Genomic DNA, 24,877 nt, shown 5'->3' with positions numbered 1-24,877 from the left:
TGTCGGGCAAGATTTAACCTTAGCAGCAGGCAATCTGAATTTACCAGGTCAAGTTTCTGCTGGAAACGATTTAAACCTGCAAGCTACAGATACAGTAATAATGCAGGATACAAGAACTAATCCGTTTATCGCGGCGGCGGGGAATCAGTTAGAGGTGGAAGGGGCTAACAGTATCGAGATTTCAGCGTTAAATCATCCCGATAGTGGGTTGTTTTCCGGTGGGGATTTAGTCTTGCGTTCAGATAATCCCATTAAAGGGAATGCTCATTATACAACCGGAGGCAGTTTTCGGATAGAAGATTTAGAGGGGAATCTGGGACAATTAACCAGCCCAGAAGACCCCGTTATTCGGGCGAGTGGGGATGTCGTGTTAGGAGGCTACGTGGGCGCTTCACTGCATATTCTGGCGGGAGGAAGTGTGACGATTCCAGGGGGCGTTATTATCCAGTCGGCTGACCCGGTTAATGGTATTGTAGAAACCATTACTCTGTCCGATGGCACAACTATATTAGTTGATGGTAAAACAAAACCCACGTTAGATATCCGGGCGGGAACAACAGCATTTAATATCCCAGATATTCAGGGTATCCCAGCCACGGGAATTATTGTTCCGCCTTTACCTAATCCCGTGGGGATTCCCACAAGTGCCAATATTACGATTGGTGGTATCTTTTTCAATGCCCCTGATGGCGTTGTCTTTGTCACCAATCAATATCAACCGAATTTATCCTTACCCGGTGGCGAAATTACCATCAACGGTATGTCGGGCGTAGCGATTAGTCCCAATCCAGAGAATCCAGCGGCGACTATCGGTTCAGTCACGATTGATTCTAGAGACAGCATCACCCTCAATGGTACGGTGAACGCAAGTTCTCTGGTAGGGAATGGTGGCAATATTACCCTGATTGGAGGCGGGGATATCGTTACGTCTGATATCTTGTCTTTAGGTGCATTAGGTGGAACAATTCAACTAAGTAGTCAAGGTGCGATCGCGCTCAATGGCTTACTCAATCCCTCTGGCTTAACTAGAAGCGGTGATATCCTCCTAGAGGCGAATGATGATATTACCACATCTCAAATTTTGTCCGTGGGAGGGTTGGCAGGTAATATCAACCTGACTAGCAATGGCACGATATCGGTCAATGATAATCTGATTAGCAGTATTAGTATCACCCAAGAACCTGGTACAAGAGGTGGAGATATTATTATCGATGCCAAATCCCTATCTTTAAATAATAGCGCTCGCATTGTTACCGCCACGTTGGGTGCAGCGAATGGGGGAGATTTGCAAGTGACAACCGCCGAATCTATAGAATTTCAGGGACTATCGAGTAATCCAGTCAACCAAAACTTATTTAGAGCGTTACTGCAAGGATTTAATCTTCTACCTGATAACATTGTATCAACACCCGATTTAACCGCCGCGTTAAACTCTATAGAAAACACCGCATTAGCACAAATTTCCGGGAGTGGCTTGTATGCGCTAACGGCTGTGGGTAGTGGAAATGCTGGAAATATCGACATTGAAACAGGACGATTATTCAGTCAAGATTTAGGACGAGTCACCACCAATACCATCGGTCAGGGTGATAGTGGAAATTTAACCATAAATGCTGATTTAGTCGAAGTGATTGGCAGTTCATCACCCGATAATCCGGGTGGTTTATTCTCGCAAACCAACGGATTTGGAGATGCTGGTAATTTAACCATAAATACAGACAAACTGATTATTCGCAATGGCGGATTAGTCTCAGCATCAACAATTTTGTCTAGCGGTGATGGCGGAATTCTAACTGTAAATGCGGCTGAATCTATCGATATTATTGGCACAACCCCAGAGGGAAACTTTCCTAGCGCCATTGGTAATATTGCCAGAGGCACCGGCGATGCGGGAAATATCTTCGTGAATACACAACGGTTGATGATTCGTGATGGCGGTGCGATTGGTACAACTACCTTTAGCCAAGGGGATGGTGGCGATTTAACCGTGAACGCCTCCGAATCAATTGATATTATTGGTAAAGCCGCCGTCGGTGAGATTCCCAGTGCGATTTCGGTAGATACGTTTTCCCTATTACCCGATGCGGGAAATGCGGGAAATTTACAGGTGAATACCCGACAGTTAAGGATAGAAGATGGTGCCTTTATCTCCGCCTCCACCTTTGGTGCAGGGCAAGGGGGAAATTTACAGGTTAATGCCGATGAATCAATCACCTTGAGGGGGCGTTCCATTGATGGATTTCCCAGTGGATTATATGCTCAAGGATTTGGTACCGGAAATGCGGGAGATTTGCAGGTGAATACGGATCAATTAAGAGTTGAGGATGGCGCGAGAGTAACCGTAGCCACGGGAACGATAGCGGATGATACGCAGCTTATAGCTACTTCCTTGAGTTTTGGGTTGGGGCTAGAGGTTAAGTTTAGTGATCAAGTCACCGGAAATGCTGGTACGATGCAAATCAATGCTAATTCCATCCAGCTTGATCATCAAGGTTCTCTCATTGCCAGAACCATTTCGGGTGAGGGTGGTAATATTAATCTTCAGGTAGAGGATTTAATCGAAATGCGCCGCAATAGCCTGATTTCGGCAGAAGCATTTGGCGGTCAAGGTGATGGGGGAAATATTAACATTGATACAGAATTTGTCGTCGCTATTGAAGATGAAAATAGCGATATTGTGGCTGATGCATTTGGCGGCAATGGTGGTAATATTACTATCACCGCGCAAAATATTTTTGGGTTAGAATTTCGTCCCCAACGGACGCCAAAAAGTGATATTACTGCCAGTTCCGAATTTGGGTTAGACGGTACTGTGGAGATTAATACCCCTGATGTTGATCCCAGTCGGGAGTTAAATCAATTACCCACCAAACCGATAGATGTGCGAGGATTGGTGGGTCAAGTGTGTCAAGCGGATGCTGGACTCAATCAAAGTAGTTTTGTCGTCACCGGGCGCGGTGGTTTACCTCCCAAACCCAGTGAATTACTGCGGGGGGAAGCAGTATTTGCCGATTGGATTTCCTTGGAGTCACAAGGAAGCGATAACGATAATAATACGGCGACTCTCCCCGATAAACCCTCTCAACCGCGCCAGATTGTGGAAGCTAAGGGATGGATTAGAGATGAGCAAGGTAATGTTATCCTTACAGCGGAAGCCACTAACATGACATCTGGAAATCCCCCAGTCAATTCTTCTATGTGCGAGTAATACTGAGTTGCGCTCAAACGTATTAGATAGGAAGAGCAGGGGAAGCAGGGGGAGCGGGGGGAGCGGGGGGAGCAGGGGAAGCAGGGGAAGCAGGGGGAGCAGGGGAAGCAGGGGAAGCGGGGGAAGCGGGGGAAGCAGGGGAAGCAGGGGAAGCAGGGGGAGCAAGAATAAACAACGTCGTACCCCTATAACATAATCTTGTTGGGATAAAATAGATGAAAAACAAATGGTATCTATCTGTTCGTAATAAGTGCTTTAGCGCCGTTCGTAGTAAGCGCTTTAGCGCTAATCAATGGGATATCTCATGGCTACTATTAGCCATTCTCACCGCCATTTTATGTATAGTCATTTCCCCCGTATCCGCAACCGGAATCGGACAACCCGAACCCCAACCCGCAGCAATCGAGACAACAACCGTTAATCCCTCCCCAGAAGCGTGGGTAAAACAAGGCAGAACTTTTTACGAAGCGGGACAATATACTGATGCCGTAGAACTCCTAGAAAAAGCTGCCCAAGCTTATCAAACCCAAGGCGAAACAATTAAGCAAGCCACAGTCCTCAGCAATCTCTCCTTAGCCTATCAGCAACTTGGATTATGGTCTCAGGCAAACGACGCCATTTCCCAGAGTTTAACTTTACTGCAAACTGAACCTAACGGCGACGTTTCTACCCATCACCTCAATGTCTTAGCCCAAAGCATAGAAATTCAGGGGCGTTTACAACTGAATCAGGGACAACCCGAACCAGCCTTAGCCACCTGGGAGCAAGCCACCGCCCTGTACAATCAGTTAGGGGATAAAACAGGTAAAATTAAAAGCCAAATTAACCAAGCGCAAGCCATGCAAGCCTTGGGATTTCATCGACGCGCCTTAACCTTACTCCAGCAAGTCAGACAAACCCTGGATAATCAACCCGATTCACTCACCAAAGCCGTCGGCTTGCGATCGCTAGGGGAAGTGTTACAATTCGTAAACGACTTACCCCAAGCCCGTCAGGTATTAGACGAAAGTTTACAAATTGCCCGCCAGTTAGAATCCCCCTCCGATATTAGCGCCGCCCTATTCAGCCTTGCCAATACCACCCGTCAACAGCAGCAAGTTGAAGCCGCCCTGGATTTCTATCAACAAGCGATAACCGCAGCCCCATCTCCCCTGCTCCAATTACGGGCAAAACTCAATCAACTTAGCTTACTCATCGAAACCGGAAATCACCAACAAGCGCAATCTTTAGTTCCCCAAATTCAAAATCAACTGAATACCTTACCCCTTTCAGATCAAGGGATTTCATATCGGATTAATTTTGCCGAAAGTCTAATCAAATTAGCAACATCTGTAGAGACGCGCCATGGCGCGTCTCTACACCCAGACATCGCCCAAATCCTGACAACGGCTATCCAACAGGCAGAAACCCTGGGAGATAAACGCCTCCAAGCTTATGCATTAGGAACCCTGGGACATCTTTACGAACAAACCAATCAACTGCAACAAGCCAAAGATTTAACCCAACAAGCCTTAATCAAAACCCAAGCCATTGAAGCCTGGGATAGTCTGTATCCTTGGCAATGGCAACTCGGGCGGTTACTCAAACAGCAAGGCGATACCCAAGGGGCAATTGTCGCCTATCAAGGGGCGGTGGATACCCTTCAATCTCTGCGTAGTGATTTAGTCGCGGTTAATTCTAATGTTCAATATTCATTTCGGAAACAGGTTGAACCCATCTACCGGGAGTTAGTCGAACTCCTATTACCCGCAGATAATACCCAAATTAGTCCAGAACAACTCGAACAAGCCCGTCAGGTGGTTGAGTCACTCCAAATTGCCGAATTAGATAACTTTTTTCAAGCGGATTGTATCACCGCCAAGCCTGTAAATATTGATACGATTGACAAAGAAGCTGCTGTACTTTACCCGATTATCCTATCCGATCGCTTGGAAGTCATTGTCCATTTACCCAATCAACCCTTACGCCGTTATACCACCTTTGTCGCCCAAACTGAATTAGAAAGCACATTAGAGAAATTACGTCAAGCCTTACCCCAGCGCACCAGCTTACGATTTCTCCCCCTCGCCCGGAAAGTCTATGACTGGATTATCAAACCCGCCGCCGAGGATTTAGCCCAAAGTGAGGCAAAAACTTTAGTTTTTGTGTTGAATGGCACGTTGCGGAATATCCCCATGGCGGCGCTACACGACGGGGAGCAATTCTTACTGCAAAACTATGCGATCGCGCTGACTCCCGGACTAGAATTGTTTGAGTCTAAACCGCTTACCGAACAAAAGCTAGAAGTGTTAACCGCTGGACTTTCCGAATCCCGCCTAGACTTTTCCGCTCTGCCTAATGTAAAAATTGAACTCCAGCAGATTCAATCGTTTATGCCAGGGAAATTATTACTCAATCAAGAGTTTACAAAATCCACATTAGAAAATACGATGGGTAACGTATCATTTCCTGTTGTCCACCTCGCCACCCACGGTCAGTTTAGTTCAGAAGCCGAGGGAACCTTTATTATTACTTGGGATGATAAGCTGAATGTGAATGAATTGAGTTCCTTACTCAAAACAACCGATCTGCGTCGCACCAATCCGATTGAATTACTGGTACTCAGCGCCTGTGAAACCGCTAAAGGCGATGATCAAGCTGCATTGGGATTAGCAGGTGTCGCCGTGAGAGCGGGGGCGAGGAGTACCATCGCCACATTATGGTTAGTGGATGATGCGACGACGGCGGATTTGATGGTGAAATTCTACCATGTACTTACTGAGGATAAAGTGAATAAGGCTGAAGCCCTGCGTCGCGCTCAACTCTTAATTTTGCAAGATCCAAAGTATCGGAAACATCCCTATTTTTGGACACCGTTTGTATTAGTTGGCAATTGGATTTAAATAACTCGATAGGTATTGTCACGCGCTCACGCTTTCTTACTGCTCAATATTATCGCAGAGATGCTGATCACGCTCTGGGGCATTGTACTTCAGATAATCCCCCACCCAATCACAAGCATCCTGCATGAGTGAATCTAGAGTTAAATCTTCCAAATTCCACAGAATCACGGTAGTATCAGCACTGGCAGAGGCAAGCATCTTGCCATCGGGGCTGAATGCTATGCTAAAGACTAAATTAGTATGCCCTTCAAGGGTTTGCACAATTTCACCCTTTTTGTTCCAGAGTTTAACAGTTTTGTCCCAACTACCAGAGGCAATTGTCTCTCCATCGGGGCTGAAACTGACCTCATAGATTTGCTTACTGTGTCCCTTGAGGGTTTTGGCTCTCTTCTGATCAACGCTCCAGAGTTTAACAGTTGTGTCCTCACCAGCAGAGGCAATGGTCTGACCGTTGGGGCTGAAACTGATGCTATAAACTTTATCATCGTCTTGGAGAGTGTTAAGTTCCTTCCCATTAACGCTCCAGAGTTTGATAGTTTTGTCGTCACTGGCAGAGGCAAGCATCTTACCATTAGGGCTGAAACTGACGCTATTGACTGGCTTGTCATGTCCTGTGAGGGTAAGTTGTGGGATCGTTTTGTCCCGATTCCAGAGTCTGACCGTTGTGTCCCAACTAGTAGAGGCAATTGTCTTGCTATCAGGGCTAAAACTAAGGCTCCTGACCAGATCAGTATGCCCAGTAAGGGTATTGAGTTCCGTTCCATCAACGCTCCAGAGTTTGATGGTTTTGTCACCACTACCAGAGGCAATCGTCTGACCGTCGGGACTCCAAACTACACTCCTGACTACATCAGTATGCCCCGTGAGGGTATTGAGTACCGTTCCATCAACGCTCCAGAGTTTGATGGTTTTGTCAGCACTGGTAGAGGCAATCGTCTTGCTATCGGGGCTAAAACTGACATGATTGACCGTATTAGTATGTCCCCTGAGGGTTTTGAGTTGTTTACCGCTAAAGTTCCAGAGTCTGACAGTTTTGTCTAAACTAGCAGAGGCAATCGTCTGACCGTCAGGGCTAAAACTAACACTATTAACTTGATCTTCATGTCCCTTAAGAGCAAGCTGTGGGGTGGCGTTGTCCCGATTCCAGAGTCTGACAGTTTTGTCTAAACTAGCAGAGGCAATCGTCTGACCGTCAGGACTGAAACTGACGCTATTGACTGGCTGATTATGCCCCTCGAAGGTTTTGAGTAGCTTACCATCACGGCTCCAGAGTCTGACAGTTTCGTCTTTACTAGCAGAGACAATTATCTGACCGTCAGGACTGAAACTGACGCTATAAACGGCGTCGTTATGACCCTGGAAGGTTGTGAGTAGCTTACCATCACCACTCCAGAGTCTGACGGTATTGTCACCGCCAGCAGAGGCAATCGTCTGACCGTCAGGGCTGAAACTGATGCTATAAACGGCGTTGTTATGCCCCTGGAAGGTTTTGAGTAGCTTACCATCACCACTCCAGAGTCTGACGGTATTGTCTTCACTAGCCGTGGCAAGGAACTGACCATCGGGACTCCAATCAATGCTCTTAACCTGATGGTTATGTCCGTTGAGGGTTGCGAGTTCTTTACCATCGAGATTCCAGAGTTTGGCAGTCTGATCGTTACTAGCGGTGGCAATTGTCTGACCATTAGGACTCCAAGCTACGCTATTAACCTGCCTGTTGTGTCCCTTGAGGGTTGCCAGTTCTCTACCATCGAGGCTCCAGAGTTTGACGGTATTGTCACCACTCGCAGAAGCAACTGTCTTGCCATCCGGACTGAAGCGGACACCCCAGACACCATAGTTATGCCCTACCAAGCGATTTCTTTCTCTGAATCCGTATTGATAAACGGCTTGCTGCAATGCGGTCAAAACATGATTCCGGGTTTCTGGCTGTACCGGGATGAATCGCCGTTCTTGCAGCGATTTACCTGCCCGAATCGCTTCAATCATAGCGTCAAGCGTTCGATCGGTCTTAGAGAGTAGCAATGAAAAGCGGCTCACCGAACTGATTTGACTATCTTGAAATAGTTCTCTCTGAACCCAAACCACCCCGGCTGCGCCAACAAGAGCCATCAATGTTATACCGATGGCGATAAAAAAGTACTTTTGTCGTCTGGCACTTTTTTTCTGTTCTGCCAGTCGTGCTTCCGCCTCCTTCGCCCGCTCCTCCTGCAAACGCAGCATTTCGGCTTGTCGGCGTTTTTCTGCTTTCTCTGCTACTGCGATCGCGTTTTGACTTGACTCAATAAATGCCTTCTGCAATGGAGTCGCGGCAGGCTGTTTCTTTTGTTGCTCTGCCTCCATTAACCAATTTTCAGCAATACCAAATTCACTCCCCCGTAACAGCAAATCAGCACTCTTCCCTTTCTCCTCCCATTCAATTGCTCGCTGCGACCATTTGGTATGATTGTGTAAGTGTTCCCGGTCAGTATCCAGGGTTCTCACCAATTGTCTAAAATTGGCATTAAAATCCTTCTCATTGGGATTAAAATCAATCCACTGCACCTTCGCTAACTCCGGATGCAGTTCATTTGAATTTACCTCTCGATGCAGCACCGTCACAAAGCGCTTATTTAAAGAAGCTGCATACTCCACCTCATCCGCACAATAGGGCGAATTTACAGAACGGGGTGAGAGAATAAACAAAAAGTTATCGCAAGCTTTAATTCCTTGGCGTATCTCTTGGGCAAAATTTGATCCCGATGCAATACTTTCTTGGTCAAACCACGTCCGCTTCCCCTGAAGTTGCAGTTCATCATTCAGCTTCCGAGCAAAATCGGAATCCGCACGAGAATAGGAAATAAACACATCCAGCGACTCAGCCGGCGGTTGCCGCAAACTTTCATCAATGAATTCTTCCATTAACAGTATCGGCGGATGCAGCGTTCTCTTATTTGCCACCTTCAACCAAGTTTCTGCACTCCGCAAGTTATACCCTCGCAGCAGAATACTCGGATTCTCATGTTGCCGCTTCCACTTCAGCGCCTTCGTCAGTAATATCTTATGCTCGTTATAATAAGCCTCATCCTGATGCAAAATCTTCAACAATTGGCTTTCATCAAGCTGATAATCTTCTTCCCTCACATTGTCCGTCAGGTCAATATAGTGCAAATCCCGCACCGCTGACGGCACTTTTTCTGGTGGTATTTCTCGCACCAACACAGGTATAATCCGCTTATTCAGCGATAAAGCAGACTCTAATTCTCGCCGAGCAAAATCCGACATTACCGAATCCGGCGAAAGCAGATAAACCACATTATCCGCCTGTTCAATGCCCCGCTTAATCGCCTCCTCAAACGCTTCCCCCGTTTGAATATCCGTTGTATTCGTCCAAACTGTAATACTTTCTCGCCTCAAACTCTTGCGAATCTTCTCCATTGTCGCCCTATCCTCATCAGCATAAGAGATAAACACCTGCGTCATCAAGTTATTGGCATTCTTGATACTTTCGGTGATATACTCACAATGCAAATCACTAGGAACACAAGGCGGTTGCTCGTCTTTAAATCGTATCTTTAACCAAGCTTCTGCCTGCTGTCGTTCTTCCCCAACTAACAGATAGCTCGTTTGTTTTTGATGCCGCTCCCACTCCAACGCCCTTGCTAAAAACTGGGTATGCTGCTCCACATAATCAGCATGGCGCTTCAATAAATCAATTAAACCTGCAAACGACTGCTCAAAATCATCGATTCCCTCGCGAAAATAGACCCAATTAATCTTACCGATCGCGGGGTGCATATTAGGAAAGCTGGAATGTAACCCTTTCTGTTGATATGCTTCCCAGTCTTGGGGCGTACCCTTAGGATTTCTCTGCTGCCACGTTTCCTGAGTAATTTGCTCAACGTGCAATAAAGGAATAATCCGTTTATTCCGCTTCAGTGCTAGCTCAATTTCTTTACCACAATAGGGCGAATTCACCGAATGAGGCGCAATGATAAATAGAAAGTTATGCCCCTTTTCAATCCCATCATCAATTTGGTTCTGAAAATCAACGCCAAGGGGGATATCATTCTGGTCAAACCAAACCTTTAACCCTTCCTTGAGCAAGCGATCATAAAGTTTTGTTGCAAAAGCTTTACTATCAGCTCGTCCGTAGGAGATGAAGGCATTGCAAAATTTATTCATAGTGAGGTAGCCACACAAAAAGACACAACCAAGGTCTTAAAACTGGTTCAGAGGATAAAAAATATTATTCCTTAGATAGAAGAAATCCGGCGGATAATCATTCTCTTTCTGAGACTATAACAAATAGTATCCGGTAACGTAAACAGTTATGGTGGTTGAAACGTTTGTAGTGAGGACTTTAGTCCTCCTGCTAGAGACGAATCAAGCGCCTACTACAAACAGGATTAGCGACTCACGATAAACGCTAAAATTGCTAATCCTAGTAATGTCGGCGTTAACCAATTTCCCCAGCGTACATAAAGTGTTTGGGTTTGTCGCCGATAAACTGTCGCCGCATGAATCTGGTAGGTATTAATCCCAGAAAGCCATAAGGTTCTCCCGTGAGGATTGACAATGCCAGAATAGCCAGTATTCGTCGCCCGTACTGCCCAACGATCCGTTTCAATAGCTCTCATCACATCTTGGGCGTGGTGTTGGGCGGGCATGGTTTCACTATAATGAGCATTATTTGAAGCACTGAGAATAAACTCACCTCCCCTAGCGGCTTGATGGCGGAAATGATAGGCAAAAGCTGACTCATAACAAATCCCCGCGATCGCACGACCAAACGGTGTGTCAAACTGTTGGTTGGGTTGACCTGCGGCTAAGTGGGCATCTAAGGGGGAAAGGCGATTAATTAAACTACCCAATAGTTCCTCAAAGGGAATATATTCGCCTAAAGGGACGAGCATCACTTTGTTATAGCGGCTGATGGTTTCACCTGTACCTGAAATTGTAAATAAGCTATTGGTAAGGCTATCCCCTTTTTTACCAAACGCCCCCAGCCAAACCACCACACCTTTGTCTAAAATAGCCTCTTTAAAACGGTTAAGTTTGTATTGATAAAAGGGAACAGGTGAGCGAAATTGATTAATCTGTTCATCCCAGAGAAAAGGTAATGCTGTTTCCGGTGTCAAAACTGCCTCTACTCCTTGATCTGCTAAGGCGTTGTAACCATTGGTATAATTTTCAATTGCCCGACTCCAACCATCTTGGTAGAGTTTAATTGTGTTAGGAATATTCCCTTGAATAATACCAATGTTGAAGGCAGATTGAGTGGGTTGAATCAGCGGACGACTGTAGAGTCCAAACCCAATCAGATGGAAACCAACAAGAAGTCCTAAAGCTAGGATAAATTTCTGCCTTGCGCTAGATCCAGTGACTCGTTTGTTTTGATTTGAGAAATAACTAATCCCAGCTTCCGCGATTAACCCATTCACAGCAACAACGGCTGCACTTACTGTAAACGGACCCGAAATCTGACCCAGGTGTAAAATCCATAAATTATGGGGACTTTGGGTATAAGCTAGAGATGTCCAGTTGAGATCGCCTAGAGTCCAGAAGGCTTCTAAACCACACCAGAGAGCAATTCCGACTAAGACACGATTAACGGTTCTAAACTTGACACCTTGACGATTTAATAGTGAATTGAACGCTGTCATCCCCACCGCCCAGAGCACCACCAGAATTGTCCCCCAGAGGGTAATAAACACCCAGCAAAAAAGTGCGATCGCTAAACTGGCTAACCAGGGTACTCCCATCCAATCCATGGGATGAATTCCTGTAATCCAAAATATGGCTAAGCCTTGATAGCCAATCCCCCAGCAGAAACCATATAAAGCCGTCTGGCGCAGACTTTGCTGATTCACCACTAAGAACCACAAGGGAACCAAAGCAATCCACGCCAAAGACCAGGCTTCCACAGGGGATGGGGTTAATCCCATGAGGATACCACCCAGCAGGGATAACAAGAAAGGAGATGCTCGCCAAAGTTGCTTAGGAATATGCATAGTCAGTTTTTGGGCTATGTACCCGAACAGTTTCTCCCTCATCCCCTAACCCCTTCTCCGGCCCCCCTCGGGAGGACAAAGGATGCTTCGCTTTTTTTGCACGGGAGAAGGGGAACCATCACTTCCAGAGGTGTCCTATTAATCTCTACACTGCTCCCTTCGGACATGGTTTTGAACGTTTTGAATTAACTCAAATTTCATGCCCCTGTTATTAATTAGATTTTAGATTACCATGAACAGCAAGCCAGATGCAGGGTGGATGAGAACTTGTCCATTCAACTCGGTGCTTTTGATGGGCATTAATTAACATATAATCTCCAGCTTTCAGTTCAATTTTAGACCCATCATCATAGATAATAATTGCTTCCCCCTGAAGTAGGATTACCCACTCATCCCGCTGCTGATCATACCATTCTCCCGTTGGTGTAGTTTGTCCCGTTGAGATAATCCGCTCAATTACAACGCTATCACTAGAGACTAATGCCTCAAATTTTTCTTCATTGGGAAGTTGAGGGGGAAGGTTAAAAATATTTGGCATATCTCATGAATAATGATGAAAATAATGCGTCTTAGCTTAGTAAGAGAACGGGCTAGTCGTCTTGAGAACACAGGAACATTTCTCACCGTACTAGCCCAGATTTGCTTGTTTGTGTTGGAGATGTTTATCAATTGTCTTCTATTTTTAATGGTTATGACATCGGCAATAGTTATCAAATAATTTTGCGCGACTTTGCGGATGTCATTTGAGAAGAGTCGGATCTAAACAGTATATGAATTGAGTGTTGGAGTCGGTTACTCAACTGAATAGATCAACCCCACACTATAACGATTTGCCAATCATTCACTGAGCGGCACTTGTAACTTGAGTCGCTGAACATCTCCCTCTTCTCCCACAGCCGGAAATAGGTCAAGGGGATCACCAGAGTTGAGGGTATCTCCAACGACAATGCGTAGGCGATCGCTAATGGCAAAGCGTGAATCCGCAGAATTCACTCCGACTGCATCTGGAGCGATGGGCGAGTTGGTATTAAAGAAAGAACGGTAATCGTTGGATAGACTGCGACGTTGTACAGTCCGTAGGGATTCACCGGATAACGTAACCGAATTGTCATTAGCGCTAAACGGTGAGTCGGACTGAGCTTGGGCAAGGGGGACTAAGCCAAAGACCGCAGTAGTGATGCTTAAAACAACGAGTGTGTAGCGTCTCATGAGCGCTCTCCCTGATTTGATAGTGTTGGAAACTTGCTATCGACTGTTGAGACTGATTATACTTTTCAGCATACCAAGAATTTGCCGATAAATTTACAATGGGATTAATTTTTTATTGATTTGTTGACCAAATTTGTTACCCAGTTTACCATTTACAAGCTGGGTAACAATCAATAGCTCATTGATCGAGTTTCAGCTACGAACCTCTGCCTTGATCATCAAACTCAAATCCCCAGTCTTCATCTTCATCCTCATCCTCCGGTTCCGCTTGAGGTGGGGGTTGGCGGTACGGCGGGGTAATTACTCGATAGTTAGCATCATACACAGCCTCAGATTTGCCAATCCTCGATTTAGACTGATTGGATTCCCGGTAACTGTAGGAATAAACCGAGTCGGGTTGAGAACGGCGGCTGGGTTCTTGACGTGGTTCATAACTACTGCAATCGCTTCCGATACTGCGCTCTGTTTCCTCTGACACCTCTTCCTCTGGCTGACTCTCCAACTCATCCCAGTCAAACTCGTCCTCTATGGATGTTGCCGATTCTCCTTCAAAGTTCCACTCTGGAGCAACAGCTTGATCCCAATCCGAACCGGAAGCAGAGGGGGAAGATTTGGGTGGGGGTGGGGGTGGGGGTGATGGAGGGGGTGATGGAGGTGGCATTTCTGGTTCAGTTTGCTCGGGTTCAGGTTCCTCCTCCTCAAACTCAACATCTGATCGCCAGCGATTTGGAGGCGATGGTTGGGCGGCGCGATCAAACCTCTGAACCCTCCTGGGTCGAAAACTGAGCAACTGTAAGACTAAACTGGTGAGTATGCCGAGTGCGATCGCCAATCCTATCCATACCGTCAGCGGCAATGCAACCGTTTGCATTCCCAAAAATACGAGAGACTTGACGGGGGCTGACAAATTTGACAAAACAAATATAGCCAGTCCGCCTCCAACCAAGCATAATAGGACAATTCGATTCACAGGCATGATTAGTGATTTACAGGTATGGATAGAGCCCTTACCTCTAACTTACCGCGTTCTTAACATCTGATCCGTTATCTTGCCCATCTCCCCCTGCTTCCCCAGCTCCCCCAGCTCCCCCAGCTTCCCCATCTTCCCCAGCTTCCCCAGCTTCCCTAATGAATAAGTATTTCATCCGCAGCAAGGAAGCGTCAAAACCGATATACAATAAAGCAATAATTGAACATTGACCCGGTCGAATCAATGGTTACACTTACATACTGCAAGGGATTACCTACACCAGCTTGGGAGCTTAACCCATTAGGGAAAACCCGACTAGAAATGTTTCTATCGGAATATTCAGCTATTTTCCATGTCTGCGGGTGTGAGACAGCCAATCATCTCCTCTCAAGTGAAAAATTCAACAAGTCCAGGTGGAACAGATATCTACAGCAGAGTTACGGTATAAACAAACGTCACGCTAATGGTGTGATAGTTTTTGCCCAAGGCGCGGTAGATGCGGCAAGAGAGAACCGTAAACGGCACATTAAGGTACTGACGGCTAAAACGAAATCCTGTGCAGCATGGATTAAAAAGGCTCAACGCTCTCTTAAGAATGCCCGTAAGTTTTACCGCCAGAAAAACTGGCAAGCCAGTAAGTCGGGGTGTGTATTGCCATTAGCTTGCTCTATCGAGTATCGGCAGAGCAATTGGCAAAACTTACGTTTTCAACTGCACAACAAAAAGCGCAAGCTAAACCACTACCAGAAGCAGGTTGAGTACCTAAAAGCGGCTCCCATTCGGGTAACTATCCCCAAAGGACAAGTTTATGTAGTGGGAGCCAAAGACGAATCATTTGGGAATCAGGCTTGCCAGTGGGATGGGCAAACAATCAGGTGGCGTGTTCCCTATTGTTTAGAGGAAAAGTTCGGGAAGTATGTCTCATCCCAGATAGGGGACTTCCAGAGAAATGTCAATCGACTACCAGAAGATGGTGCTAAAACATGGCATTTTTACCGAAAGGATAACAAGTGGTGTGTAGCAGTACAGTTTACAAGAGCACCTGTTAAGCAGGTATCCAGGTCAATCCATTATGGGTGTATTGGGATAGACCTCAATCCCGGTTCAGTAGGATGGTCTTATGTGGACAGGGATGGCAATCTCAAGCATCATGGTCAAATCCCCATTGAGATGGGACAGCCACGGGGTAAACAGGATGCTGCGATTAGACAGGTCTGTTTCCGGCTACTGGATATGGCAATTGCCTACCAATGCCCGATTGTGTGTGAAGAATTAGACTTTTCGGGCAAGAAAACCCAACTCCGGGAAAACAGACGCAAATATGCCCGAATGCTGTCTGGATGGGCCTATAGTCGTTTCTCCAAGTTATTGACCGCCATATTGAATAATCGCGGCATAGAAGTGAAAACAGTCAATCCAGCCTATAGCAGTCTGATTGGAGGCGTCAAATATGCCCGGATGTATGGATTAGCTAGTGATGAAGCGGCGGCACTGGTGATCGCCCGTCGTGGGATGAGATTAGGGGAAAAATTACCAGGCTCCATAACCGCCTATCTATCGGTGAACGATAGCAAGCACGTATGGAGCTATTGGCATCAACTGAATAATAGACTCAAGTGTTCTATTCATAGTAGGCACACCTATTATGGTATCTCTAACTGGGAGTCCTTGGTCAACCCTCAACAGGGAAGCTCTTGACGCACTTGGGACGAACGCTCGTATAAACATACACCGCTGTGTTTTGCCTAGATGTGACGATCTTTGTATAGATCTGATCAGGTTTTTAGAAGCGGTTAGATTACATCTTGGCGTCAGGAACCCCACGCCTAAAGGCGGGGGCTTGGAATTGAGCCGCAACCTGACCAGCCTAAGACCTACGCGGTCTACGTTATGTCTAAGCGTTGTAGAGACGTAGCATGCTACGTCTGTACCTACTCCAGCATTAAAAAGGCTTAAAGGGTTAAACAGCGTGTGTTAGAGAAAGTACCGAGGCATAACTTATGCGAGGCAAACGTTACCCCGTTTCCGGGAGGGGCGCAAGCCCAATTAAGCAACCCCTATGCGTACAGGTTGACCCTTCGGCTTCGCTCAGGGTCAACACCGAGCGAAGTCGAGGTGTTGAAAGCACGAGTCTGTAATTGCCCAGACTTTCATGTGAACGCAATACATCGAATGAGATGACGATTATTTGGGAACTCGATTTCTATTCACGTCCAATATTGGATGACAATCAGAAGAAGCTCTGGGAAGTCTTAATCTGTCAGAGTCCTTTAAACATCCACCAATCCACGGACAAATTATTTCAGTACGCGCAGTTTTGTTCCAACCAGGAGGTCAACTCCTTATGGTTGCGGCAATCCCTAGAAGAAGCGATCGCGGCATCGGGACAAACACCGACAAAAATTCGCTTTTTCCGGCGTCAGATGAACAACATGATTACTAAAGCCTGCCAAGAGTTAGGCATTCCCGCGATCGCCAGTCGTCGGACATACAGGCTTGATCACTGGCTAAACCACCGGATCAAGGACGTTTATCCCCATCAACCCGGATATCAGTCCTCAGCCGCCGCCTCTGCCTCTGTGCGCTACCAACCTCAGGTTCCTCAACCCTTACCCGATGCCATCCAGGGACAAAAATGGGCATTGGTTAGTTTGGAAGCCGAAGCATTTGCTGATATGGATGAGTGGGACATTGACTTTGGCGAAGCTTTTCCCCTGTCAATGATGGATCTGGCTCCAGATACGCGCATTCCGGGCATGATTATTTTCTCTGATCGCGCCAAAGCCTTAGCCGCATGGATGTCAGGTTTAGAACTAGCGTTTGTTAAATTTCAGGGAGGTGCCACTCCCCGGCTATTACTGGAAACGGGTGCTAGTGATAGCTGGGCTTTAGCCAACCTAACCGATGCTCAAACCCTAGCGGAAGCTGAAGGCTTTGAATCTGCCAAAGAAAACGCCCAGTCCATACATTTTCTTGCAGTGCAGTCAACGCCAACCTCAGAAACCTTTGCTGGATTTTGGTTGTTGCAAGAATTAACGTAGCCCTGAATGGGTTCGGGGTTTATCACCATGAGCCGGAACTATAAACAGAATAATTAACCCTAAACATTATGGAGTCTCCGAATTTGTCACCCGCCCTGCCCTGCGAACAACTCTTAGATCTGGCACTCAAAGCCGGAGCCAAGGATGCTGAGGTCTATCAGTCGCAATCGCTGTCTCGCCCTGTACTCTTTGAAGCGAATCGCCTTAAGCGGCTAGAAAGTAGTCAATCAGAAGGGGTGGCGCTACGCTTATGGAAAAACGGTCGTCCCGGATTGGCGGTTGCTTATGGTGCAGTGAATCCCCAAGACTTAGTGGATCGAGCCATCGCCATTAGCACTCTGAATGAATCGGAATCGGTGGAACTCACACCGGGACGTACCGAAGGTTATCCCGACTTGGGCAAGTCCGTGGCGGTAGAAGAATTGGTCGTCATGGGCAAAGAAGCGATCACTAAAATTCGGGACGCGAATCCAGACGTCCTCTGTACGGCAGAATGGGAATGTGAAGCCGAAACCACCCGCTTGATCAACTCTCAAGGCTTGGATTGTCATTACACCGACACCACACTCAACTGTTTTTTTTCGGTGGAATGGGTGCGCGGCGATGACTTTTTATGCGTATCTGATGGTCAAACCCAACGGGAACAGCTTAATTCCGATAAAGTCGTACAATCAATTTTACAACGCCTCAACTGGGCGCAGAATAATGTTTATCCCCCTATCGGTCAAGTCCCGATTTTGCTCACCGCCAAAGCCGCTGATTTACTCTGGGATACCGTCCAAACCGCATTAAATGGGAAACAGGTGTGGGAAAGCGCTTCCCCTTGGAGCGATCGCTTGGGTCAAGTGGTCAGTTCCCTCAACCTTACCCTATCTCAACAACCGAATACGGGTCCCTATAGCTGTCCTTTTGACGACGAAGGGACTCCGACTCGACCCCTATTATTAATTCGCGAAGGACAGTTGCAACAATTTTATGGCGATCGCACCATTGGGCGATTACTGGGAGTTGGCAGTACAGGCAATGGATTTCGCCCCAGCTTAGGCAGTTATCCCACCCCAGGCTTAGTCAATATCATGGTACAACCCGGTAAAGGCTCCTTAAGAGACTTATTGCGTCAACTGGATGATGGATTGGTGATCGACCAAATCCTCGGTGGTGGAGCTGGCATATCTGGAGACTTTTCTGTCAATGTAGATTTAGGGTATCGCGTCTGCAACGGTATGATCATCGGTCGGGTAAAAGACACCATGGTTGCGGGTAACGTCTACACTGCCCTCAAGCAGATTGTTGCCCTGGGTGAAGATGCAGAATGGAATGGTCCGTGTTATACCCCCTCTTTAATTTTAGAAGGACTCTCAGTTACCGCATCTGAGCAAACCTCTATTTTGATTTAGCTCGTTAGGAGAGAGAGGGAGCAGGGGGAGCAGGGGGAGCTGGGGAAGCTGGGGAAGCTGGGGAAGCTGGGGGAGAGTAGGGGCAAGTTTCAAGTTTAGGGACTAATATTGATTGTTATCCCTAGATTGGCTGCAAAACCTGTCCTGTTTGTAGGGGCGGGTTTTACCGTTGGCGTTTGGTTTTCACCCTGATGTCACTAAACCCGCCCCAATGGAGTGCAAGAATTCTTCAACGAATGACCAATGACCAATGACCAATGACCAATGATCAATCCCATACGTCAATGGTTACTGCCCAAGCGACGTTTGGCGATCGCAGAAGCTTGTTTAATTGGGGTGGTTTCTGCGCTATCCGCCGTGTTACTCCAACACAGTATTGGTTGGCTCGGTTCATGGCGGGTTCAAACTTCTGAACAATTTCCGCCCTTTCTAGTTTTACCCGCCTTCGGACTGGTATTGGGAGCACTGTCTGGATTCTTGGTTGAGTATTTGGCACCCGATGCTTCTGGGAGTGGTATTCCTCAGATTAAAGCCGCACTTGGAGGGTATCCCATCGCTCTAGATTTGCGTGTAGCGCTGGTTAAACTCGTCAGTAGTATTTTAGCGATCGCGGCAGGACTGACCCTGGGACGTCAAGGACCCACAGTTCATATTGGTGCAGCGTTGGCGGCTCAGTTTAGCCGTTGGTTTCCTACCTCTCCGAGCCATCGACGCCAGCTCATTGCGGCGGGTTCAGCGGCGGGTTTAGCGGCAGGGTTTAATACCCCAATCGCGGGTATTTTGTTTGTGGTTGAGGAATTAATCCATGATTTTTCCGGCTTAACGCTAGGAACAGCGATTCTCGCTTCGTTTATCGGTGCGGTGATTTCCCGGATTTTAGGGGGTCGTAGTCTCGACCTGAACCTGGAACTAACTCAAACAACCAGTAGTTTTTCTGCTCCGGAGATTCCCTTTTATTTAATCCTGGGTCTTTTAGCCGGATTACTGGCAACCTTATTTAATCGTGGGATTCTGTTTTCATTGACGCTACAACGCCGCTTTCATGTCTCTTTGGCGGTAAAAATGGGGCTAGCGGGATTAATCTGTGGTTGTGTGGTTTCTCTGTTACCCCCGGATTTTCGCAATAATCGTGGGTTGCGGGAGTTGTTAATTACAGGCGCAGAAAGTTGGCAATTCACTAGCCTCGCTTTAGTAACCTACTTTTTTCTCACCCTAGTTTCTTATGGATCAGGCGCTCCTGGGGGTTTATTTCACCCGTCACTGGTTTTGGGTTCTGCCTTAGGTTATCTGGTGGGCGTCGCTAAATTATCGTTTTTAGGGGTTGGGGAACCGACGACTTACGCCTTGGCAGGGATGGGGGCGTTTTTTAGTGCTGTATCTAAGGTTCCTATAACCGCGATTGTGATCATATTTGAGATTACGGCGGATTTCAATCTGGTTTTACCGTTAATGATCACCTGTGTGGTATCTTACCTGATTGCCGATCAACTCTCCAAAGGCTCACTTTATCAGCGTCTGTTGGAATGGAGAGGGTATATCTCCCCCACTCAAAAAGTAGACAAGGGTTCATTGGTTGGGTTAACCGCAGAGGATTTGATGCAACGACGGGTGGAAACCTTATCGCTGCACATGAGTCTGGATGACGCCTTGCAGATGGTATCTCGTTCGACGCACCAAGGGTTTCCTGTGGTAGATGAAGGGACGCTAGTGGGGATTATTAGTCAATCAGATCTTACACAGACGACAAAAATGCAAGGCAATCCGCCCCGTTGTCCGTTTCCCGGAACCACACCCCTAGCAGAGATTATGACATCGCACCCGATAACGGTGAAGCCGACAGCGAGTTTAGTCGATGTGCTTTATCTGCTCAACCGTTACCACCTCAGTCGCCTCCCAGTCACTGAAGGGCGTAAGTTATTGGGAATTATTACCCGCAGCGATATTATTCGGGCGGAATTGGATCAGCTTGATAGTAAGACAACTCAGACTAGATCACAATTAGAACCCTCTTATGTCGTTTATCAAACCCGATCGCCAGAAACGGGACGAGGACGGTTATTAGTCCCCATCGCTAATCCCCAAACCGCCCCCATATTAGTTAAACTCGCCGCCGCCATCGCCCGCGATCGCGACTATGAATTGGAATGTCTACAAGTAATTATTGTCTCCCGCAGCACGTCTCCTGCAGAAACGCCAGTACAAACCACAAAAAGTCGTCGGTTATTACGTCAGGCGGAAAAGTGGGGACGAGATTGGAATATACCCGTTCACACTCAAATACGGGTGAGTCAGGATATTACTCAAGCGATTCTAGACACCATTAAAGAGCGACATATTAATTTGATGATGATGGGGTGGAAAGGATCAACCTCAACCCCTGGACGCATTTTTGGCGGGGTAGTGGATGCAGTGATTCGACAAGCGCCCTGTGATGTAATGGTGGTTAAATTGGGTGAAATGATGCATCCGCCTTATATCCCTCCCTTCTTTCAGCGTTGGTTGATTCCCATCGCAGGTGGTCCTAATTCGCAACGCGCTTTGGAATTTCTGCCCGCGTTAATTTCCTTAAGTAGTAAGCCACCCGATATTCGATTATGCCAAGTCTTTGATCCAGAAGATACAGTTACCGATACAACCGCCATGGAAAAAGCTAGCGACTTTTTAAAAGGGCAAATGGATGGTCGGATTGGTCGGATTCGCCGGATTCCCATTCGCGCTAGTGAGGTATCTGATGCGGTAGCTCATTTAGCCAATGACCAATTATGCGATGTTGTGGTTTTAGGGGCAAGCCAGGAAGGGCTATTACAGCTTATGATTCAGGGGAATATTCCTGAAGCGATCGCGCGGCGGGTTAAGAGTACCGTTATTTTAGTTCGCAGCGTGACATAAGGCATAAGGGGTGACAAACCGTCTGAAACCCTTGAAAATTAGGCTTTGATCGACATTAATATCTTGTCAACAAATAAATGTCACCAACTCGTTATGGTACAAATCATTCAAGCCCAAGATATAGACTTACGTTATCTCATCGAAAACCATGGACTCCAACTGGTTGAATATAACCTATTTTTTTCAGAGTGGCAGGAAGATTTACCCGAGCTATCTGATTCCGAAAAACAACAATTAGACAAAGTAAAAGCGGGTTATCTCAATCTGCTTAACTATCCACCCTTATTAGAGGATGTGGTGAGAATGGCTGTCTTAGACCCTATTCTCTTCATCGGTGATTTTTATCTGGCTCCCTTTTACGTTAAATCAGAACAATCCATTGATATTGTCGAGGAAGATGATGGCGTAATTATCAGGGGAAGAATTGATACATTAGTCTTAAAAAACCAGCTTTGGGTCATGGTTATCGAGTCGAAACGAGCCTCATATTCCATTGAAGCTGGACTTGCCCAAATGTTGGCGTATATGCTAGGAAATCCCAATCCAGAAAAACCTAGCTATGGCATGATTACCAGTGGAGGAACGTTCATATTTGTCAAATGTGTTCAGGAAGACTATCCCAAATACGCGACATCAAACTTGTTAGCTACTCGCAACCCTGGAGATTTGTACAGCGTTCTCACAATTTTGAAGCGCTTAAGTCAAATTGTAATTAGGGATTGTTGAATAAATGTTGTATTGATAATTAAATTGATTCTTACAACCAGAAAAAAACAAGATCAAAAATCTAGATAAAGTCCTGAAACTCTGGACTCAAATGCAAAACCGCTTGGTTATTTTGCATTTTTAGATAACTTTGTTCCCCACTATTAAGTTCCTCTGGCGTCAGGGGTATCATTTGCGGGTTTGTGGTACTGTACGCCGCGCCTGTATAATTCATTAAAAATAAAGTGTACTGCCCATTGGCGTCATTGTAGGTCACTTGCTGAAGAGGATACTTCCCATCTGTGAGTCGAGTCTGAGACGATACAGTGTTGGTGTTTTGCTGTCCTACAGACTGAGAATAGTTGGTTGAATCCTGACAAGCCAGTGTTGTCCAACAAAGCGCTACACTGAGAAGAACGGGAGTAAATTGGCGGAACGTTCGACGTGGCGTACCCATAGCCGCTGCTAAAGAATTTTTCATGATTACTATTTTAACTCGTGATGATTAGGGGACGGTTTAGCCAAAGCCAAACTGGAGGTGAGTCTCTGTCTATTACTCAAGATTTGGTCTTGGATTGTATGCGCGATCGCAAGTGTTGTTACATTTCTTAACCAACTTCACCTGTTCCCAATCCTGATAATTTCTTGACAACAAGACACCTATAGTATCCTGATTGCGGGTGAGGCGTCCAGAATAGTGAATAGAAAACGGATGGAAGAGTGATCGCAATCCTCACATCGATCTAGCAATTTGTAGGAAAAAATGAATAAACGACTATTAAGTGTCAGCCTCCTGTTCCCTATTTTACTCCTTGAGGCAGGTCACAGTTTAGCGCATTCTGGAAGCACAGCAAATCAAGGGTTGGTATTTTCCAGATCTCGCCCGAGAACGTCTCAGGTTAAACTCGATAGGCAAGAGTCTCCCCCATTTTTCCTTGCTGCTAGGAAAGAAAAACCCAAAACCTGTCGGTGGGCGGGTTATTGTGACGACGAGGATAACCAAGATAATGCGACAAGTGCGATCGCGTGGCGAGATGGCATGTCTTTCAACGACAATAGCATAAGGACGATAATGACTCATGGGACTAGATCTACCGAGATTTTATAAAGCGTGCAATCCAAGCAAGCCCTTAACCGTGGGGGAAGTTGAAGATCAGCAGTATTATATTGATTTTTCCCCGGTGAGAGGCAATCGAATCATTCAGTCACTGCAACGCACCATTGCCTTAATTTCACCCGATGAACCCACCTGCCAACTGTTTACGGGTCATATTGGCTGTGGGAAATCCACCGAATTGCTGCGACTCAAAGCCGAGTTAGAAAAGCAGGGATACTATGTGGTTTACTTTGAGTCCTCCCAAGACTTAGATATGGCAGATGTCGATATTACGGATATTCTCCTGAGTGTAGCGGGTCGAGTCAGTGAAAGTTTAGAATCGATTAGAATTAAACTCAAGCCGGGTTATTTTGCCAATTTGTTTAGTGAAATTGCCGACTTCCTGCAAACGCCGATTGAACTAAATGCCGAAGCCGAACTCTCGATTGGCATTGGTAAAATTACCGCCAAAACCAAAGAAAGTCCCAAACTCCGCCGCCGCTTACGGGAATATCTAGAACCCCGTACCAGTGGTATTTTAGAATCGATTAACACCGAACTATTAGGACGGGCAACCACGGAACTGCGGCGACGGGGAAAAGCGGGGCTGGTGGTGATTGTCGATAATTTGGATCGGGTAGATAATCGTCCACTTCCCTCGGAACGCTTACAACCCGAGTACTTATTTATTGACCGAGGTGACCAATTACGGAAACTGAATTGTCACGTTGTTTATACCCTTCCGTTATCATTAACGTTTTCCAATGATGTGGAAATTCTAAAAAATCGCTTAGGGGGTGGATTACCGCCAACTATTTTACCCATGGTTCCTGTGCGCGAACGGGATGGGTCAGAATGTAAAGAAGGGATGAATTTGTTGCGGCAAATGGTCTTAGTGAGAGCATTTCCCCACCATACCCCAGCACAACGATTCGCCTTACTTCCCGAAGTCTTTGATAATACTGAAACCTTAGATCGTCTCTGTCAAATCAGCGGGGGTCATCTGCGAAACTTACTGGGACTCCTATTTGGCTGTTTGCGACAAATAGACCCGCCGATTTCGCGGGATTGTCTAGAAGGCGTAATTCGTGAAAGTCGGGATTACCTCACCTCATCCATTGATGATGAGGAGTGGGAGTTGCTGTTTCAGGTGGTGCAACAACAGACAGTTAAAGGAGACGTGGAATACACCACTCTGCTGCGTAGTATGTTCGTCTATGAATACCGCGATCGCAACGGGAATTGGTTTTCCATCAATCCGGCGCTGGAAGAGACACAGAAGTTTCAAAATTGGTTGAGAGAAAACAGTTAAAATGGTTGTTGCTGTAATCCTAGTTAACGGTAATTGTAGGGGCGGGTTTAGGGATTAAATCATGAGACAACACCTCAAACCAAACAACGAAACCCGCCCTATCCCCACCGCTAAACCACGAAATACCGCCTAATATTTCACGCGATCGCATCCATTAATCGAATGTTTTCGGTAA

At 46.5% G+C, this 24,877-nt stretch carries 16 protein-coding genes; 9 read left to right on the top strand and 7 right to left on the bottom strand.

Annotated elements, in window-relative coordinates; all coding sequences use genetic code 11:
* Both RIG27_RS27595 and RIG27_RS27590 read left to right on the top strand, forming a co-directional pair.
* A partial coding sequence (locus RIG27_RS27595) for a beta strand repeat-containing protein (protein WP_446350349.1) occupies positions 1-3,208 on the top strand: 3,208 nt, incomplete at its 5' end.
* Positions 3,209-3,423: 215 nt separating this feature from the next.
* Entirely contained in the window at positions 3,424-6,090 is a 2,667-nt protein-coding gene (locus tag RIG27_RS27590; RefSeq protein WP_446350348.1) for a CHAT domain-containing protein, read from the top strand.
* A gap of 36 nt (positions 6,091-6,126) precedes the next feature.
* On the opposite strand, the gene RIG27_RS27585 is transcribed toward RIG27_RS27590, so the two are convergent.
* The 6 genes from RIG27_RS27585 to RIG27_RS27560 all read right to left on the bottom strand — a co-directional run bounded on the left by RIG27_RS27585 (position 6,127) and on the right by RIG27_RS27560 (position 14,506).
* Positions 6,127-10,254 carry a TIR domain-containing protein gene (locus RIG27_RS27585; protein ID WP_446350347.1) on the bottom strand — a complete coding sequence of 1,376 codons (4,128 nt, stop codon included), beginning with the start codon at positions 10,252-10,254 and terminating at the stop codon, positions 6,127-6,129.
* A gap of 224 nt (positions 10,255-10,478) precedes the next feature.
* The gene (gene lnt, locus RIG27_RS27580; RefSeq protein ID WP_446350346.1) at positions 10,479-12,083 is read right to left on the bottom strand and encodes an apolipoprotein N-acyltransferase; all 1,605 of its coding nucleotides are present in this window, start codon (positions 12,081-12,083) and stop codon (positions 10,479-10,481) included.
* Positions 12,084-12,294: 211 nt separating this feature from the next.
* A complete protein-coding gene (locus RIG27_RS27575; protein ID WP_446350345.1) occupies positions 12,295-12,621 on the bottom strand; it encodes a cupin domain-containing protein in 327 nt (108 codons plus the stop codon).
* A gap of 299 nt (positions 12,622-12,920) precedes the next feature.
* Positions 12,921-13,292 carry a hypothetical protein gene (locus tag RIG27_RS27570; protein ID WP_446350344.1) on the bottom strand — a complete coding sequence of 124 codons (372 nt, stop codon included), beginning with the start codon at positions 13,290-13,292 and terminating at the stop codon, positions 12,921-12,923.
* A gap of 196 nt (positions 13,293-13,488) precedes the next feature.
* The gene (locus RIG27_RS27565) at positions 13,489-14,268 is read right to left on the bottom strand and encodes a hypothetical protein (RefSeq protein WP_446350343.1); all 780 of its coding nucleotides are present in this window, start codon (positions 14,266-14,268) and stop codon (positions 13,489-13,491) included.
* Positions 14,269-14,305: 37 nt separating this feature from the next.
* Positions 14,306-14,506: a hypothetical protein gene (locus RIG27_RS27560; protein ID WP_446350342.1), complete on the bottom strand. Its 201-nt coding sequence runs from the start codon at positions 14,504-14,506 to the stop codon at positions 14,306-14,308.
* Between RIG27_RS27560 and RIG27_RS27555 the strand changes: the two genes are divergently transcribed.
* The 5 genes from RIG27_RS27555 to RIG27_RS27535 all read left to right on the top strand — a co-directional run bounded on the left by RIG27_RS27555 (position 14,506) and on the right by RIG27_RS27535 (position 22,315).
* Complete coding sequence (locus RIG27_RS27555) at positions 14,506-15,960, top strand: hypothetical protein (protein ID WP_446350341.1); 1,455 nt, start codon at positions 14,506-14,508, stop codon at positions 15,958-15,960. The two genes, RIG27_RS27560 and RIG27_RS27555, sit on opposite strands and share 1 nt — an antisense overlap.
* 479 nt (positions 15,961-16,439) lie before the next feature.
* Entirely contained in the window at positions 16,440-17,303 is an 864-nt protein-coding gene (locus tag RIG27_RS27550; protein WP_446350340.1) for a Tab2 family RNA-binding protein, read from the top strand.
* A gap of 68 nt (positions 17,304-17,371) precedes the next feature.
* Positions 17,372-18,700: a TldD/PmbA family protein gene (locus tag RIG27_RS27545; RefSeq protein ID WP_446350339.1), complete on the top strand. Its 1,329-nt coding sequence runs from the start codon at positions 17,372-17,374 to the stop codon at positions 18,698-18,700.
* Positions 18,701-18,964: 264 nt separating this feature from the next.
* Positions 18,965-21,589, top strand: coding sequence for a chloride channel protein (locus RIG27_RS27540; RefSeq protein ID WP_446350338.1), 2,625 nt, complete (start codon positions 18,965-18,967; stop codon positions 21,587-21,589).
* Between the two features lie 93 nt (positions 21,590-21,682).
* Positions 21,683-22,315 (top strand): restriction endonuclease subunit R, encoded by a 633-nt coding sequence (locus RIG27_RS27535; protein WP_446350337.1) that lies wholly within the window; start codon positions 21,683-21,685, stop codon positions 22,313-22,315.
* Positions 22,316-22,376: 61 nt separating this feature from the next.
* On the opposite strand, the gene RIG27_RS27530 is transcribed toward RIG27_RS27535, so the two are convergent.
* Complete coding sequence (locus RIG27_RS27530; protein ID WP_446350336.1) at positions 22,377-22,775, bottom strand: hypothetical protein; 399 nt, start codon at positions 22,773-22,775, stop codon at positions 22,377-22,379.
* A 282-nt stretch (positions 22,776-23,057) separates the two neighbouring features.
* Between RIG27_RS27530 and RIG27_RS27525 the strand changes: the two genes are divergently transcribed.
* Positions 23,058-23,402 carry a hypothetical protein gene (locus RIG27_RS27525; protein WP_446350335.1) on the top strand — a complete coding sequence of 115 codons (345 nt, stop codon included), beginning with the start codon at positions 23,058-23,060 and terminating at the stop codon, positions 23,400-23,402.
* Positions 23,374-24,702: an ATP-binding protein gene (locus RIG27_RS27520; protein ID WP_446350334.1), complete on the top strand. Its 1,329-nt coding sequence runs from the start codon at positions 23,374-23,376 to the stop codon at positions 24,700-24,702. The genes RIG27_RS27525 and RIG27_RS27520 overlap by 29 nt, the downstream gene beginning before the upstream one ends.
* Positions 24,703-24,877: the final 175 nt, after the last annotated feature.

This window comes from Coleofasciculus sp. F4-SAH-05 (assembly GCF_040222985.1).
In the GTDB taxonomy this organism is placed as follows: domain Bacteria; phylum Cyanobacteriota; class Cyanobacteriia; order Cyanobacteriales; family Coleofasciculaceae; genus Coleofasciculus; species Coleofasciculus chthonoplastes.
The sequence above is the reverse complement of the archived record's forward strand: the minus strand, read 5'-3'. Positions and strand labels throughout refer to the sequence as shown.